Annotated in this window: 16 protein-coding genes; 4 read left to right on the top strand and 12 right to left on the bottom strand. The window is 60.2% G+C overall.

Annotated elements, in window-relative coordinates:
* Window positions 1-38: 38 nt before the first annotated feature.
* From msrQ to mrcB, 9 genes are all read right to left on the bottom strand, one after another.
* Window positions 39-659, bottom strand: a complete 621-nt coding sequence (msrQ, locus tag CF161_RS10280; RefSeq protein ID WP_020296513.1) for a protein-methionine-sulfoxide reductase heme-binding subunit MsrQ — start codon at window positions 657-659, stop codon at window positions 39-41.
* Window positions 659-1,672 carry a protein-methionine-sulfoxide reductase catalytic subunit MsrP gene (gene msrP / locus CF161_RS10275; protein ID WP_020296512.1) on the bottom strand — a complete coding sequence of 338 codons (1,014 nt, stop codon included), beginning with the start codon at window positions 1,670-1,672 and terminating at the stop codon, window positions 659-661. The genes msrQ and msrP overlap by 1 nt, the downstream gene beginning before the upstream one ends.
* A gap of 63 nt (window positions 1,673-1,735) precedes the next feature.
* Window positions 1,736-2,593, bottom strand: a complete 858-nt coding sequence (gene pssA / locus CF161_RS10270; RefSeq protein ID WP_020296511.1) for a CDP-diacylglycerol--serine O-phosphatidyltransferase — start codon at window positions 2,591-2,593, stop codon at window positions 1,736-1,738.
* A 145-nt stretch (window positions 2,594-2,738) separates the two neighbouring features.
* Window positions 2,739-3,755 carry a ketol-acid reductoisomerase gene (gene ilvC / locus CF161_RS10265; protein WP_003228216.1) on the bottom strand — a complete coding sequence of 339 codons (1,017 nt, stop codon included), beginning with the start codon at window positions 3,753-3,755 and terminating at the stop codon, window positions 2,739-2,741.
* Window positions 3,756-3,803: 48 nt separating this feature from the next.
* Complete coding sequence (ilvN, locus tag CF161_RS10260) at window positions 3,804-4,295, bottom strand: acetolactate synthase small subunit (RefSeq protein ID WP_003176102.1); 492 nt, start codon at window positions 4,293-4,295, stop codon at window positions 3,804-3,806.
* Window positions 4,296-4,297: 2 nt separating this feature from the next.
* Window positions 4,298-6,022 carry an acetolactate synthase 3 large subunit gene (locus CF161_RS10255; RefSeq protein WP_020296510.1) on the bottom strand — a complete coding sequence of 575 codons (1,725 nt, stop codon included), beginning with the start codon at window positions 6,020-6,022 and terminating at the stop codon, window positions 4,298-4,300.
* Window positions 6,023-6,577: 555 nt separating this feature from the next.
* Window positions 6,578-6,913 (bottom strand): YqcC family protein, encoded by a 336-nt coding sequence (locus CF161_RS10250; protein WP_020296509.1) that lies wholly within the window; start codon window positions 6,911-6,913, stop codon window positions 6,578-6,580.
* Window positions 6,913-7,623 (bottom strand): M48 family metallopeptidase, encoded by a 711-nt coding sequence (locus tag CF161_RS10245; protein WP_043229073.1) that lies wholly within the window; start codon window positions 7,621-7,623, stop codon window positions 6,913-6,915. Before CF161_RS10245 ends, CF161_RS10250 begins: the two co-directional genes overlap by 1 nt.
* 16 nt (window positions 7,624-7,639) lie before the next feature.
* Complete coding sequence (gene mrcB, locus CF161_RS10240; RefSeq protein WP_020296507.1) at window positions 7,640-9,964, bottom strand: penicillin-binding protein 1B; 2,325 nt, start codon at window positions 9,962-9,964, stop codon at window positions 7,640-7,642.
* A gap of 117 nt (window positions 9,965-10,081) precedes the next feature.
* Between mrcB and CF161_RS10235 the strand changes: the two genes are divergently transcribed.
* The 4 genes from CF161_RS10235 to CF161_RS10220 all read left to right on the top strand — a co-directional run bounded on the left by CF161_RS10235 (window position 10,082) and on the right by CF161_RS10220 (window position 13,378).
* Window positions 10,082-11,638 carry a bifunctional aminoglycoside phosphotransferase/ATP-binding protein gene (locus CF161_RS10235; RefSeq protein WP_020296506.1) on the top strand — a complete coding sequence of 519 codons (1,557 nt, stop codon included), beginning with the start codon at window positions 10,082-10,084 and terminating at the stop codon, window positions 11,636-11,638.
* A gap of 91 nt (window positions 11,639-11,729) precedes the next feature.
* Window positions 11,730-12,074 (top strand): pentapeptide repeat-containing protein, encoded by a 345-nt coding sequence (locus tag CF161_RS10230; protein WP_020296505.1) that lies wholly within the window; start codon window positions 11,730-11,732, stop codon window positions 12,072-12,074.
* Between the two features lie 215 nt (window positions 12,075-12,289).
* Window positions 12,290-12,562: a TfoX/Sxy family protein gene (locus CF161_RS10225; protein WP_020296504.1), complete on the top strand. Its 273-nt coding sequence runs from the start codon at window positions 12,290-12,292 to the stop codon at window positions 12,560-12,562.
* Window positions 12,563-12,577: 15 nt separating this feature from the next.
* Window positions 12,578-13,378 (top strand): Crp/Fnr family transcriptional regulator, encoded by an 801-nt coding sequence (locus CF161_RS10220; protein WP_020296503.1) that lies wholly within the window; start codon window positions 12,578-12,580, stop codon window positions 13,376-13,378.
* A gap of 250 nt (window positions 13,379-13,628) precedes the next feature.
* Here the strand turns inward: CF161_RS10220 and CF161_RS10215 are convergent, their stop codons facing one another.
* From CF161_RS10215 to CF161_RS10205, 3 genes are read right to left on the bottom strand one after another with little or no spacing between them, the layout of a single operon-like run.
* A complete protein-coding gene (locus CF161_RS10215) occupies window positions 13,629-14,492 on the bottom strand; it encodes a ChaN family lipoprotein (RefSeq protein WP_020296502.1) in 864 nt (287 codons plus the stop codon).
* Window positions 14,493-14,513: 21 nt separating this feature from the next.
* Window positions 14,514-15,281, bottom strand: a complete 768-nt coding sequence (locus CF161_RS10210) for a heme ABC transporter ATP-binding protein (RefSeq protein ID WP_020296501.1) — start codon at window positions 15,279-15,281, stop codon at window positions 14,514-14,516.
* Window positions 15,281-16,264: an iron ABC transporter permease gene (locus CF161_RS10205; RefSeq protein WP_177326766.1), complete on the bottom strand. Its 984-nt coding sequence runs from the start codon at window positions 16,262-16,264 to the stop codon at window positions 15,281-15,283. The genes CF161_RS10210 and CF161_RS10205 overlap by 1 nt, the downstream gene beginning before the upstream one ends.
* Between the last annotated feature and the right edge of the window lie 18 nt (window positions 16,265-16,282).

Genomic DNA, 16,282 nt, shown 5'->3' with positions numbered 1-16,282 from the left:
CGAATTATAGACTTCCAGAATCTGCCGTCAAGGGTTAATTACGCTTTTGTTGCAGAAGGTGACTTTTTAGCTATTAAGCGGGGTATCCGGCGCGTTACAGGGGGTATGCGCAGCACCAATAACAGCCCCCCTATAAAGGCATAGATCGCCCACTCCTTGAGATCGGCGCGAACGATCCACAGCATATGCAACAGGCCCAGCCCCAAAATGGCGTAGATCAAGCGGTGCAACTTCTTCCACCCGCTACCGAGGCGACGCTGGCTGTAGCGATTAGATGTCACCGCCAGCACCAGCAATCCTGCAAAACCCAGGGTGCCGACAATAATGTAAGGCCGCTTACGCAGCTCCACGCCCAACTGCGACCAGTCCAGCGCGAGGATAAACACGGCGTAGGCACTCAAGTGCAGCACCACATAGGCAAAACACCACAAACCCAGTTGCCGTCGCACCGCAATCCAGCCAGCCCAGCCCGTCAGCTTTTGCAAAGGGGTCATGCCCAGGGTGATCAACAGCAGAATCAAAGTACCCAGCCCCAGGCGATCAACCAGCACTTTGCCAGGATCCGGCCCCAGCGCTGAGTCTCCCGCCTGGAATAGCCAATACAGCGGCCATACCGCCACTGCGATAAATATCGCCACGCGCCAGAGCGGATAACGCATCAGTAGTTCGCCCGCAAATCGAGGCCACTATATAAGGAGGCGACCTCATCCGAGTAACCGTTGAACATCTGGGTCTCACGCACATTGGGCTTGAACAGACCGCTGGGTAAACGCCGCTCCCGCGCCTGGGTCCAGCGCGGGTGGTCGACGGTGGGATTCACGTTCGCATAAAAGCCGTACTCATCGGCCGCGATGCTTTGCCAGGTGGTTTTCGGCTGCTCGCTCACCAGACTGATGCGCACTATGGATTTGATGCTCTTGAAACCATATTTCCACGGCACCACCAGCCGCAGTGGAGCACCGTTCTGATTGGGCAGTTCGCGCCCGTACATGCCGACGGCGAGGATCGCCAATGGATTCATCGCTTCATCCAGACGCAGGCCCTCTACATAAGGCCAGTCGATCAAGGCGAAACCTGAACGCTGACCGGGCATGCTTTTGGGATCCTGCAGGGTTTCGAAACGGATGAACTTGGCGCTGGCGGTAGGTTCGACCTGCTTGAGCAACGCCGAGATGGGAAAACCGATCCAGGGGATCACCATCGACCAAGCCTCGACACAGCGCAGACGGTAGATACGCTCCTCCAACGCGTAGGGCTTCATGAAGTCCTCCAGTGCATAGCGACCCGGCTTGGCCACCTCACCGTCGATCACCACACTCCAAGGCTCGGTCTTCAGCGATCCCGCGTTAGCCGCCGGATCGCCCTTGTCAGTACCGAACTCATAGAAGTTGTTGTAGTGAGTCGCATCCTTGAAGGGTGTGATCGCCTCGTCCTTGACCGTCACCGCCTGCCAGTGTGTGCTTGGCAACTTCTCGGTGAACCAGGAGGGCGCCCTGCCCGCCTCGACATCCGCATAGCGCGGTGCCTCAGCCGCGCCAGCCCAGCGCGGCAGGCCACTGACCGCCAGGCCGGCCATCGCTCCGCCCAGCAGGCGGCGTCGAGAGAAATAGAGGGATTCCGAGGTGACATCCGACTCTTTGCAGTCAGACGCCTTTGGCACTTTGATCAACATGGCAACTCCGCAGGATTGGAGAACTGATGCACCAATAGACTGCGGAGTATGGGGGAAATTACATCACTCGCCGCTTTTATGCCGACGAAGGCGCAACAAGTACTGAACCGGGCCGGAGGCCGCATAGGCGAGGAAAACCAGCAGCAGAATACGCGGCGGGTCGCTGAACACCACCGCAAACACCAGTACCACCGCCAGGATTGCCACAAAAGGCACCCGGCCTCTGAGGTCCAGTTCCTTGAAGCTGTTGTACTTGATGTTGCTGACCATCAGCATGCCGGCCGCCGCAACCAGCAGCGCCACCAGGAACGACATCTTCGAACCCTGGATCCCGTAGTCGCTGAACGCCCAGACAATCCCCGCCACGACACCCGCCGCTGCCGGACTGGCCAGACCGATGAAGTAACGCTTGTCGGCAGTCCCAACCTGGGTATTGAACCGTGCCAGACGCAATGCCGCCCCAGCCACATAGATGAAGGCAACCATCCACCCGACCTTGCCCATGTCGCCCAAGGCCCAGCCAAATGCCAGCAAGGCCGGGGCAACACCGAACGCGACCATGTCAGACAAGGAGTCGTATTCGGCGCCAAAGGCGCTCTGGGTATTGGTCATGCGGGCAACACGACCATCCAGGCCGTCGAGCACCATGGCGACGAAAATCGCGATGGCGGCGAATGCAAAGTACTTGCTCGCAGCAACGGAGTCGCCCGCACTCATTGCACTTTGCGCGCTCATGGAACTGATGATGGAGTAGAACCCCGCGAACAGATTCGCGGTGGTGAACAGATTCGGCAGCAGATAGATACCACGATGCCGGACTTTACGGCCTTCAGCATCATGCCCTTCTTCGACATGCTCATCGATCGGTAGCAGGCTTTCGGCGTCAGAGGCCTGGTTTGGCTCTTCGGGACGTTCGCTCATGGACATTACCTTGCAACGGTGTGGAAAGTTTCGACAGGTGTCTGCAACAACGGTTCGCATCGCAAACGATGCAGCTTTATACCAGAACCCGCCCCCCAAACGAAAAAACGCGGCCTAGGCCGCGTTTTCCGTGCAAGTTCGCGACTTAGTTTTTGGCTTTGTCGACGATCTTGTTGGCACCGATCCACGGCATCATCGAGCGCAGTTGCTCACCAATGATTTCGATGCCGTGTGCGGCGTTGTTGCGACGCTTGGCAGTCATCGAAGGGTAGCCGGTAGCACCTTCGCTGATGAACATCTTCGCGTACTCACCGTCCTGAATGCGTTTCAGGGCGTTGCGCATGGCCTGACGGGATTCGGCGTTGATCACTTCCGGACCGGTCACGTACTCGCCGTACTCGGCGTTGTTGGAGATCGAGTAGTTCATGTTGGCGATACCGCCTTCGTACATGAGGTCGACGATCAGTTTCAGTTCGTGCAGGCACTCGAAGTAGGCCATTTCTGGCGCGTAGCCCGCTTCAACCAGGGTTTCGAAACCGGCCTTGACCAGCTCAACGGTACCGCCGCACAGAACAGCTTGTTCGCCGAACAGGTCGGTTTCAGTCTCGTCCTTGAAGGTGGTTTCGATGATGCCGGTACGGCCGCCGCCCACGCCTGCGGCGTAAGACAGTGCAACGTTCTTGGCGTTGCCCGAAGCGTCCTGGTAGATAGCGATCAGGTCAGGAATACCGCCGCCCTTCACGAACTCGGAACGTACGGTGTGGCCCGGAGCCTTCGGCGCGATCATGATCACGTCGAGGTCAGCGCGCGGCACAACCTGGTTGTAGTGGATCGCGAAGCCGTGGGAGAAGGCCAGGGTGGCGCCTTTCTTGATGTTCGGCTCGATTTCGTTCTTGTACAGCGAGGACTGGAACTCGTCCGGGGTCAGGATCATGACCAGGTCGGCAGCAGCAACAGCAGAAGCAACGTCAGTCACTTTCAAGCCGTGAGCTTCAGCCTTGGCAACGGTAGCCGAGCCTTTACGCAGGCCGACAGTGACGTCAACGCCGGAGTCTTTCAGGTTGCACGCTTGAGCGTGGCCCTGGGAACCGTAACCGATGATGGCAACTTTCTTGCCCTGGATGATCGACAGGTCGCAGTCTTTATCGTAGAAAACTTTCATGAATTTCCCCTATATATCCAGGCCGTTCAGGCCATTCGCTAATTTGGTTTAGATGCTGAGTACTTTGTCGCCGCGAGCAATGCCGGTTACGCCGCTACGGACGGTTTCCAGAATCGAGGCGGTGCCGATGGACTGAATGAAGCTGTCGAGCTTGTCGCTGGTACCGGTCAATTGAACGGTATACACGCTGGCGCTGACATCGACGATCTGCCCACGGTAAATATCGGTGGTGCGCTTGATCTCGGCGCGCTGGGCGCCGGTGGCCTTGACCTTGACCAGCATCAGTTCACGCTCGATATGAGCACTCTCCGACAGGTCGACCAACTTGACCACTTCGATCAGTTTGTTCAGGTTTTTGGTGATCTGCTCGATCACCTCATCGTGGCCGACAGTGGTCAGCGTCAGACGCGACAGGGTCGGGTCTTCGGTCGGTGCCACGGTCAGGCTTTCGATGTTGTAGTTACGTTGCGAAAACAGGCCGACTACACGAGACAAGGCACCCGGTTCGTTTTCCAGAAGCAAGGAGATAATGTGCCGCATGATTAAGTACGCTCCGTCTTGCTCAGCCACATATCGCGCATCGAGCCGTCTTTGATCTGCATCGGGTAGACGTGCTCGCTGGTGTCGACCGAAATATCGAGCACCACCAGGCGATCCTTCATGGCAAACGCCTCTTGCATCTTCGACTTCAATTCTTTCGAGTCGCTGATGCGCATGCCAACGTGGCCATAGGCCTCAGCCAGCTTGACGAAGTCAGGCAGCGATTCCATGTAGGAATGGGAGTGACGGCTGCCATAGCTCATGTCTTGCCACTGGCGAACCATGCCCAGAACACCGTTGTTCAGGATGACGATTTTGACCGGCAAACCATATTGCAGGCAGGTGGACAGCTCCTGAATGTTCATCTGGATACTGCCCTCGCCTGTCACGCAGACGACGTCGGCATCCGGGAAGCTCAACTTGATGCCCATGGCCGCCGGGAAACCGAAGCCCATGGTGCCCAGGCCACCGGAGTTGATCCAGCGGTTAGGCTTGTCGAACGTGTAGTACTGCGCCGCGAACATTTGGTGCTGGCCCACGTCGGAAGCAACATAGGCATCGCCCTTGGTCACTTCGCACAGGGTTTCGATCACGGTCTGCGGCTTGATGATGCTGCCGTCGCCCTTGTCATAAGGGAACAGGCCACGATCACCGCGCCACTCTTCGATCTGCTTCCACCAACTGGCAACCGTGTCCTTGTTCGGGGTCTCGCCGATTTCCTTGAGTGCCGCGACCATCTCGGTCAAGACGCTCTCTACCGGCCCCACGATAGGCACATCGGCCTTGATGGTCTTGGAGATGGAAGCCGGGTCGATATCGACATGGATGATCTTGGCATTCGGGCAGAACTTCGGCGCACCGTTGATAACCCGGTCATCGAAGCGCGCACCCACTGCCAGAATCACATCGGCATGGTGCATCGTCAGGTTGGCCGTGTAGCTGCCGTGCATGCCGAGCATGCCGACGAACTGCCGATCAGTACCCGGATAGGCACCCAGGCCCATCAAGGTATTGGTCACTGGCAGATTGAGCATCTTGGCCAGCTCGGTCAGCGGTGCGGAACCACCACCGAGGATCACCCCACCGCCTGCGTACAGCACAGGACGCTTGGCCGCCAGGAGCATTTCTGCCGCCTTGCGGATTTGCCCGGAGTGACCGCGGACAGCCGGGCTGTAGGAACGCAGCTTGGCTTTCTTGGGAAAAACGTATTCGAACTTTTCAGCCGGGTTGGTCATATCTTTAGGGATATCGACCACCACCGGGCCCGGACGACCGGATTGCGCCAGGTAGAAGGCTTTCTTCATGACTTCCGGGATTTCCGAAGCGTGCTTGATCATGAAGCTGTGCTTCACGATCGGCCGGGAGATACCGATCATGTCGGTTTCCTGGAACGCGTCGGTGCCGACCATGGTGCTGGGCACCTGACCGGAGATGATCACCATTGGAATCGAGTCCATATAGGCAGTGGCGATACCGGTGATGGCATTGGTCGCGCCAGGGCCGGAAGTCACCAGTACCACGCCGGCTTTACCGGTGGCACGGGCATAGCCGTCAGCCATATGGGTAGCAGCCTGTTCGTGACGAACCAGGATATGGGTCACTTCCGGTTCTTTGAACAGGGCATCGTAGACATGAAGGAGAGCACCACCTGGGTACCCATAGATATATTTGACGCCTTCGTCACGCAAAAAGCGGACGAGCATCTCACCGCCAGATAAAAGCTCCACGTTGTTCACCTCTAAAACGCCAGAATACCGCCCTCAAAAGGAGGCGGGTCTTAATAGGTTTACTTCTCAGCAGAGCATGAGCGACGGTGGTCGCCGACTACGTCAGCACTGACTGAGCAAGTATTGGGAGCGCCCCAAAGTGTTGCGGGGGCTTCCCACCCAGCGCGAGGTAACGCGTTGCGGGTGTAGCAGGTCGGCGCGGATATGCGCCTCATGATCTGCTGAGTGGGCCTGCTTCTGGCAGTCCCTCTACAGCGGACTTGAGATTCTTCTGTTTCGCCCTCTCCAAGTCAAGACGTCAATGTACTTAATTCGAACTAAGCGCATGAGAACGCAAGAAAAAACCTCAAAACGGCAACTGCGTAAGTCTCAATTGCGCAATCTCTCGCAGGTCTGGGACATCTACGAACCCGCAAGCCTTGACGAGCGCCCTTCACGAGCTGCACGCCATCGAAATCTGAGCGGGGAAAATGTGCGTTGCTTGAAGGACCGGGAGCCTGAGTCTGGCGTCCAGGGCCCAAAGAAAAACCGCCAGTGAAAACTGGCGGTTGAGATTCAGCGCGTGGCGACGATCAGTTGATCGAACTCTTTGAGCAAGACCTGCAACTGCCGATCCCTGCCCTGCATGTCCCGACTGGCGAAGACCATCTCGGCCATCTCCTGAATCCCCGAGGCGTTGGGCAACGGCAGGTCCTGCTCCAGAATCAGCTTCATGCGCGGCAGGAAAATCCACTGCAGCCACTGCTCGAAATCCAGCGTGTCGACGCTGAACGGCTCTTGGCTGGACAAGGCTTCGGCACTGGGCGAAACCTCATCCCACAACCCCAGCAGCCGCAGTTCACGCTCGATCAGCAGCAACTGTTCGGCGATCTCGGGAAAGCGCCCATCCATCAGAGTGAGACCTTGGCTTTTTGACGAGCCAGCGCGGCGCCGGCGGCATCGCCCTGTTTCTCGCGCGCCTGGGCGATCAGCCCCCACAGGCTTGCCTGCAAGGCCGGACGACCGGAAGCCAGGGTCAGCCCACGGCGAGCGAACTGCTCGGCCTGAGGCGCGTCGCCCTGCTCCATGCGCACCTGCGCCAGGCGGTAGAGCACCTGTGGCTCGCGCGGGGCTACCCGTTGCGCTCGCTCAAGGCTCGACGAGGCGCCATTCAGGTCCCCGCTGGCCTGCTGTTGCTGGGCGGTACTGAGCAAGGCCAGCACCGGACCATCCAACTGCTCGTCCGCCGACAAACCGCCGGCGCTGGCCGACGGGATCGAACTCGACGGCATGTTGTAGGTGCCCTGGTTGATCGGCGCCGAATCAACCGGCCCTGGAATAATCGGACCCGGGGTAATAGGCGATGAGCTGATAGGGGCCGATGTCGTCGCACCGCCTCCTGGCACCATCACCACCACGCCGGAATCCTGCGGGATATTCTGCGACTGCGCCTGAGCCGGCCGCTTGATAGTCGTCTGCCGGAAGCCGCCGTTAGCTGAAATCCGCTCACTGTTGGAGACCGCAGTACCGGCATCGACCACCGGGATCGAACCGCGCTGCACGCTGGAGCAGCCGCTGAGCAAAGCCAGAGCTGTAATAGCTGGAACCCACCACTTGTTCACGTCAAACCCTCTTTGCTTAGTTCATCCAGCCCTTGATCCAATCCGTCACCGAGTCGCCGGATGCAGGGCTTTCGCCACCACACGCCGCGCCGGGAGGCGGTTCGCTGCCGCGAATATACGGCATCTGCACCGCTCCCGGACAGTTGGCATCGGAGCCCTGTCCGGTACGGGAATCGACCCATGCCTGAACCACGTTATCCGGTTGTGGCATATCCAGCGGCAAGGGGTCGGCCTTGCGCATAAAACTGGTCCAGACCTGCAGTGCGCCGGTGGCGCCGGTGAACGGCGTCTTGCCGTTATCGTCACGCCCCAGCCAGACCACGGCCAGCAGGTCCTGGCTGAACCCGGCAAACCAACTGTCGCGCGAGTCGTTACTGGTACCGGTCTTGCCCGCCAGCGCCAGGGATTTGGGCAGCACGTTATAGACCGAGCTGCCGGTGCCTTCACGCATCACTCGCTGCATGGCGCTCTGGATCAGGTAAATCGAACCTGGGTCAAAACGCTGCTGGATCTGGAACGGGTAGCGCTTGAGCGGTTCACCCTCGGCCGTCAGCACGCTGCGGATCCCGCGCATCGGCGTGTTGAAACCGCCGTTGGCCAGGGTCTGGTACATGGTCGCCACTTCCATCGGGCTCAAACCGCCCGCCCCCAGCAGCATCGAAGGGAATGCCGGAAATTCGCGGGAAACCCCCAGCCGCGCCAGGGTCTTGAGCACATTCGGCACGCCGACTTCCAGGCCAAGACGGGCGGTCGACAGGTTGTAGGAGTGAGCCAGGCCCTGATAGAGGAATACCGTACCGTGGGAGCGGCGATCGTAGTTCTGCGGCTTCCACACCTGGCCGTCCGCGCCCTTGACCGAGAACGCCTCATCGGACAGCCAACTGGTCAGGGTGTACTGGCTGGGTTTTTCCAGCGCGGTCAGGTAGACCGCCGGCTTGATCAGCGAGCCGATCGGGCGTACCGCATCCAGCGCACGGTTGAAACCGGCAAAGCTGGCCTGGCGGCTGCCAATCATGGCCTGAACCTCTCCCGTTTCCGGGTTGGTCACGACCATCGCGGCTTCGACATCCTCGGACCCCTTGCGCCCTGCCAGCCGCTTGAAGGTGTCATTGACCGAGGCTTCGGCCTTCATCTGCAGGATCGGGTCGAAGCTGGTGAAAATGCGCAGCCCTTCCTCGGTCAAGTCTTCGTCGCGGTAGTCTTCACGCAATTGACGCTTGACCAGGTCGAGGAAGCCCGGGAATGAGCTGTCGGCAAGGCTGCCGCGCTTGGTTACGCCCAGCGGCATCTTCTTCGCGGCTTCAACTTGCTCGGGCGTGGCGACGCCTTGTTGCGCCAGCAGGTCGAGCACCAGGTTGCGCCGCTCAAGCGCGCGCTCCGGATAGCGCCGAGGGTTATAGGCCGAAGGCCCCTTGACCATGCCCACCAGCAAGGCCACCTGATGCAACTTGAGTTCAGACAGCGGCTGACTGAAGAAGAACTGACTGGCCAGGCCGAAACCGTGCACCGCGCGCTGACCGTCCTGCCCGACGAAGACCTCGTTGAGGTAGGCCTCGAGAATCTCGCGCTTGTCGTAATGCATCTCAAGCAGCAGGGCCATCATGGCCTCGGTGAGTTTGCGTGACAGGCTGCGCTCGTTGGTCAGGTAAAAGTTCTTTACCAACTGCTGGGTCAAGGTACTGCCGCCCTGACGCATCTTTCCGGACGAGGTGTTGACCCAGACCGCCCGGGCAATCGACTTCGGCGAGACGCCAAAGTGATGGTAGAAATCCCGGTCTTCCACGGTCACCAGGGTTTCCAGCAGGTATGGCGGAACCTGATCGATCTTGATCAGGATCCGGTCTTCGAGGTTCTTCGGATACAACCCGCCAATCAGCAAGGGCTCCAGGCGCACCACCGCCAGTTTCGACCCTTTGGCTCCCGCCAGCTCGGCTACATAGTCACCAGAAAACCGCACCCGTACCGGCTGTGCCTGCTCCAGGCCTTCATAGAACTGAAAGCCGCGGGTATTCAAATCCACCACATTGCCATTCACGGCCGCCGCCCCCGGGCCGTTGGCCACGCTTTCGCGGCGATAGCCCAGAGCATCGAGCTCGGTGAGAAAGTCTTCCTTGCTCAGCTTCTGGCCGACGAACAGTTCCAACGGCCGGGCATAGACCTTGGCCGGAATAGTCCAGCGCTTGCCGGAGAATTTCTCCTGGACGATAGCGTCGAGATAAACCGCAAAGCCGGCGAGCACCACCAAGCCGACCAGACTGAGCTTAAGAGCCCAGCCCAGCCAGGGGCGCAGGCCACCAGAGGGACGTTTTTTAGCGGAGCGAGGGGATCGAGTACGAGTCATGGCGGCGGATTATACGCACTTTATTCATACTCAACAGGAGCGTCCCGAGGTTTGCGTCAGCCCCCCAAGCGGCCATAATGACGGCCTTGAATTTTCTCCGACTCTGAAGGATCGCCTGTGAGCCAGTCCCTGATCGCCGCCCTGCAAAACCCGGCCCTTTATCCACATCCCGTCGACGGGTTCCAGGTCATCGAGACCCACATTTCCTGGGTGCTGCTCACTGGCCCCTTTGCTTATAAAGTGAAGAAACCGGTCAATTTCGGCTTCCTCGACTTCACCGGCCTCGAGGCTCGTGAGCATTTCTGCGGCGAAGAGCTGCGTTTGAATCAGCGCCTGACCGAAGATTTGTACCTTGAAGTGCTGCCGATCACCGGCAGCGCCGAGGCCCCGCAGTTTGGTGGCAACGGACCGGTTGTCGACTACGCCCTGAAAATGCGTCAGTTCCCGCAAAGCCAACTGCTCAGCACCCTGCAAGCCAACGGCGAACTGACCGCTGCGCACATCGACCAGATGGCCAAGCAGATTGCCCAGTTCCACCTCAACGCACCGCGCGTTCCCGCCGAGCACGAAGCCGGCACTCCGGACAGCGTGATGGCACCGGTGCGGCAGAACTTCGAGCAGATCCGCCCGTTCCTCAGCGACAAGGCTGACCTGCAGCAACTGGATGCATTGCAGGCCTGGGCCGAAAGCAGCTTCGAACGCCTCAAGCCACTGTTCGCCCAGCGCAAGGCTGACGGCTTCATTCGCGAATGCCACGGTGATATCCACCTGGGCAACGCCACCGTGATCAACGGCCAGGTGGTGATTTTCGACTGCATCGAATTCAACGAACCGTTCCGCTTCACCGACGTCTATGCCGATACCGGCTTCCTGGCGATGGACCTTGAAGACCGTGGCCTGAAAAGCCTTGCTCGCCGCTTTATCAGCCAGTACCTGGAGCTGACCGGCGACTACCAAGGCCTGGAGCTGCTGAACTTCTATAAAGCCTACCGTGCTCTGGTCCGGGCCAAGATCAGCCTGCTCAGCATGCCGGCCGACGCCACTCCGGTGCAGCGTGCCACGACCCTGCGCCAATACCGCAACTACGCCAACCTGGCGGAAAGCTACAGCACCATCCCTTCGCGGTTCATGGCGATCACCTGCGGCGTGTCGGCTGTCGGTAAAAGCCACGTTGCCATGCGTCTGGTCGAGGCCCTGGGCGCAGTGCGCCTGCGCTCCGATGTCGAGCGCAAGCGTCTGTTCGGTGAGCAGCAGGTACAAAACGACCCGAATGCCGGCATTTACAGCAACGACGCCAGTGCCGCGACTTACGCACGCCTGCATGAAATCGCCGACATCATCCTGCGGGCCGGTTTTCCGGTGGTCATCGACGCTACTTACCTCAAGCGTGCGCAACGCGATGCTGCAGCCCAGGTGGCCGAAGCCACTGGCGCGCCCTGCCTGATCATCGACTGCAATGCTCCACCCGCGGTCATCGCCAGCTGGTTGGCGCAGCGTCAAGCGGATCAAAACGACCCATCGGATGCCAACCTGGCCGTCATCGAAGCCCAGCAGGCCAACCGCGAACCGCTGAGCGCCGAAGAAGTACTGCGCAGCAAGCGCGTGGAAACCAATGAAAGCGGGAGCCTCGACGCGCTGGTGGCGAATATTCGCCAGCGTCTGCCAGGCCTGTAAGCAACTATTTCAGCCGCGAAGAGGGAAAGACTTCGCGGCTGAAAAACAGTGGCACTATAATGGCGTCATAAATCCAACAGGTGACGTTGCCATGAGCCAACCCAAGCTTCTCGACACCCCGCTGTACGCCCTGCTGCACAAAGATGACATCACCGGGTTCAACCGCGAACGCCCAACGGACCAGCCTATCGACATGCGTGGCGGCGATTTTCGTGGCCTCGACCTGCGCGACTTGAACGCCGAGGGTATCGACTTTACCGACGCCTATTTCCGCTCCGCCGATTTGCGCGGCCTGGATCTGCGCAGTTCGGCGATGGAAGGTGCCAGCCTGTCCCATGCGCAGATCTCCGGGGCCTACTTTCCTCCGGAGCTGACGGCAGATGAAATTCTCATGTCGGTCAATTTCGGCACCCGCCTGCGTTATCGCACCAAGTAACAACCCGCTGCTACAGGTCCGGCGCCCCAGGATTTGCGCTGGACTCCTCGCTTTGCCTCTTCTTTTGCCCCCCCAAATGCCCCTCTGAGCGCCCCGCAGCGTCCGGCTTAGAAGCATTTGCGTTGAAACCGACCAAAGAACAGCGCTTTTCCTACTGAGCGCTACACTCCTCTGAGACTTGCCCACGCACCATTCGGCCGTCGCAAGGAGGCTTGATGAATGATGAACTGCAACATCTGAAAAACCTTGGCAAGACGTCCGCACAGTGGCTGCATGCAGTGGGTATCCATAGTGCGTCGGACTTGCGTCGCCTGGGCGCGGTGGATGCTTACCGGGCTGTACGCACCCGCGGCTTTCGTGCCTCGAAAGTTCTGCTGTATGCCATTGAAGGTGCGTTGATGGATGTGCATTGGAACGACATTCCGGCCGAGCGCAAAGAAGCGCTGAACCGGCAGCTGGAAGCGATTTCCGCGCGCCATCAGAACTGACCTGGCGGGGGCCGCATGTACTTACTGGGGGAACAACCGGCGTATGCCGACAGCCTGATCAATCGACTGCAAAGTATCCCGACACAGCTGCTGGAAGGCCTGGCTCCGGCAGGCGATCACCTGCTGATCGACGCCGCCCAGGACCTCTCCAGCGTACTTGCGGGACAGCAGTTGTTCTTGCTCGAAAGTGGCCAGGTACAAGCCAGTATCGACCAGCGCCCGCTGTTCTATCTGCATGAGGGTGACCTGCTCGGGCTGCGGCGCGGCAGTGAGCAGCCGGCCTGGCAGTTGCACTGCGAGACCGAGTTGAGCCTGATTCCGTACCTGCGCTCGGCGGTGTTCCAGCATATCTATGCCGACGAGCAGCGTGCCGAGTTGTTCCTGCAATACCTGCTTGGCCAGACCGCCCTGCTCGCGGACGCAGTGGCGCGACTGAAACCACCGGAGTTTCGCAGCAGCAACGGCTTCAGGCGGGTGGCCGCCGGCGAGGTGCTGATCGATCAGGGCGATGAGGCGGACCATGTGTTCGTGATCATCGAAGGCCATGCCCAGGCCTTTGTCGACGGTCACAACGTTGGCGAAGTACCCAAAGATGAAATCTTCGGCGCGATGGCGGTATTTACCGGCGAAAAACGCAGCGCCAGCGTGATTGCTAGCGAACCGAGCACCGTGATGCTGATTCCCAAGGAGCAATTTCTCAGCCTGACCATGAGCAATCCACGCATATCCCACAGCCTTATCGAGAGCATGGCGCGGCGCATCGACCTGCTGAACAAGGAAGTCACCCGGCTGCACGCCCTGAACAACCGCGCCTGAGCCCACTGTTTACCGGCGATCCAAACGAGCGTTTGGCAGAAATCAAAGAAACTTGAAAAAGCTTTGTTGACATAGAAATGAGAATCGTTATGATTATCACAACTGGTCGCGAGATCAGTCGATAACCTGGAAGACCAGTGGTTCGGACTCTCAGATTATCTCCTCATCAGGCTAATCACGGTTATTTGACCCGGCTCTTGCCGGGTCTTTTTTTGCCTGTGGAAAAGTCCCTGGTAACAACGTCTGAGTTCTATTTGCGCAAGGGCGCGCAGTCATCCTGATCCGGCATCCGTGCGGTGTACCAGACGTAATCGGCGCTGTCGGCCGCCACCGATGCCCCCTGCTGGGCAAGAATCAGCACCACCGTGCTCTGGGACGCGCCGAGATCGGCCAGGTGCACCGGCACTCCCACATCCTTGCGAGCGTGGTAAGCCCCTGTGAAAAACAGAGCTGGAACCGGCGCCGCCAATAAACGTTCGGCCATGCGCCGATCACGCTGCTGCTGGACCGCCAACATGGCTGGCACCTGGCTCTCGGGCAATAAACCGCAATGCGCATCGCGAATCTGGGTCTGTAAAAGATCCTTGACCGCCTGGGAATTGGCATGGGTGCCACTCAGAACCGGAGGCTGAGCATAAATACGGCGAATTTCGCTGGCGTCGAGGTTGGCCGCCAGCAGTGGATAAGGCTGCGCCAGGGCGAAGCGCACAATCGGCCCATATAAGGCCCAATCCCAGCCCGGCTGCCAGGCCAGCGCCGCCGGCAGATCCTCGGGCCACCCCTGGGACTTCAATTGCTGACGCACGGTATCGACCCGCGACTGCTGCTGTGGAACCAACATCTCTAGCAACAGGCTGCCTTGCGGGCGCTGGCTGGCCAGTGCCCGCATCAGCCACAGTTGGAGGACATGGTGATCGGCATTGTCGTGCTGCTCGCCGACAATCACCCGGGGCGCCTGGGCCAGTCGCTCGACCAGCTCGGCAGTCGACAGTGACCGTCCGCTGCGCAACTCGATGATATCGCTGGCCCGCTGCGCCTCAGGTAATGGCGGCAGCGCCACGCCCTGGCACCCCGCAACCAGCAGTACCGCGAGTAACCCTACCAGCCCACGCATGGATCGCCCTCCGCAAATGGCTCAACGAGCAATGATCAGGGGATGACCGCGCTCCGGATGTGACTGCACCAGCACCTCCAGGCCAAACACCGCCTTGAGCGGCTCGGGGCGCAGGACCTGCTCCGGAGTGTCCAACGCATGGGGACTGCCCCCCTGAAGCAGCAGCACCCGGTCACAATAGCGTGCAGCCAGGTTCAGATCATGCAGGATCACCAGCACCGCGACCCCACGATCGGCAAATGCCCGAATTGCCTGCAGGGTGATGTGCTGGTGCAAGGGATCAAGGGCCGAGGTGGGCTCGTCGAGCAATAGCGTCTGCCCGACCTGGCCAGGCCATAACTGAGCCAACACCCGCGCCAGGTGCACGCGCTGGCGTTCACCACCAGACAGCGCGAGGTAGCTGCGCCCTTGCAAATGGGCGGCGTCTGCCGCTTGCAGGGCCTCGAGGACGATTTCGTCATCCCGGACGCGCCCGGTCTGGTGCGGCAAGCGCCCCATCCCCACGACTTCTTCCACACGAAAGGCAAAATCCAGCGTTGAATGTTGCGGCAAGACCGCCAGCCGCTGGGCCCGTTGAGCGCCTCCCCATTGCGCCAGTTCGCGCTGATCGAGGAGGACCTGGCCCTGATCGGGCTGCAACTCACCACACAACGCCCCGAGCAAAGTGCTTTTGCCCGCGCCATTGGGGCCCAGTACGCCAAGTACTTCCCCAGGCTTGAGCTCAAGGTCGATGGCCGTCAGCACGGCTTTTTTACCGCGCAGGACATGCAGGTTGTGTACGCACAACATCAGGCACGCCCTCGCAATAGCAAATACAGAAAGAACGGTGCACCAATGAAGGCGGTGACGATACCGATGGGCAATTCGGCCGGTGCCAGCGCCAGGCGCGCCACCAGGTCCGCCAGCAGCAACAGGCTGGCGCCCGCCAGGATCGAAGCCGGTAACAAAATCCGGTGATCAGGGCCCGCCAGCAGACGTATCAGGTGTGGCACCACCAGCCCGACGAAGCCGATCATGCCGGCGGCGGCAACTGCCGCGCCGACACCCAGCGCAGTACAGAACACCAGCTCACGCTTGAGCCGCTCGACATCGATGCCCAGGTGACTGGCTTCCGACTCCCCCAGCAACAGGGCATTCAGCGCGCGAGCGCGGCGCGGCAACCACAACGCCACGCCCGTGCTCACCAGCACCAATGGCCACAAGCGCGAGTAACTGGCGCCATTGAGGCTGCCCAGGTTCCAGAACGTCAGGGTGCGCAAGGTGGCGTCGTCCGCCAGATAAGTGAACAGGCCCACCGCGGAGCTCGCCAGGGCCGTCAGCGCGATGCCCGCAAGGAGCATGGTCGCCACGTTGGTCTGGCCATTACGCCGCCCCAGGCGATAAACCAGGGCGGTCACTCCCAGGCCGCCAAGAAACGCGCACAACGACAGCAAATAAGGCCCAACGGCCTCCGGCAATCCACCCAACAGCGAACCGCCGACAATCGCCAGCGCCGCGCCCAAGGCTGCGCCGCTGGAGACCCCCACCAGCCCGGGATCGGCCAGCGGGTTGCGAAACAGGCCTTGCATCGCCACCCCGGACAACGCCAGCACCCCGCCCACGGCCAGGCCCAGCAGGGTGCGCGGCAGGCGGATCTGCCCAAGGATCAGCTCGGCCTGCTCCAGGCCCTGGCCGTCGATCGGCAGCCCAAGCATGCGCAAGGCAGCGCGCAGGGTATCCAGCAGAGGCAGGCTGACCGGCCCCAGGGCCAGGGACAGCCAGATCGCCAGCAGGCAGAGACCACTCAGACC

The sequence above is a fragment of the Pseudomonas sp. CF161 genome (assembly GCF_000416215.1).
GTDB lineage: Bacteria > Pseudomonadota > Gammaproteobacteria > Pseudomonadales > Pseudomonadaceae > Aquipseudomonas.
This window is presented reverse-complemented; position numbering and strand designations above follow the sequence as displayed.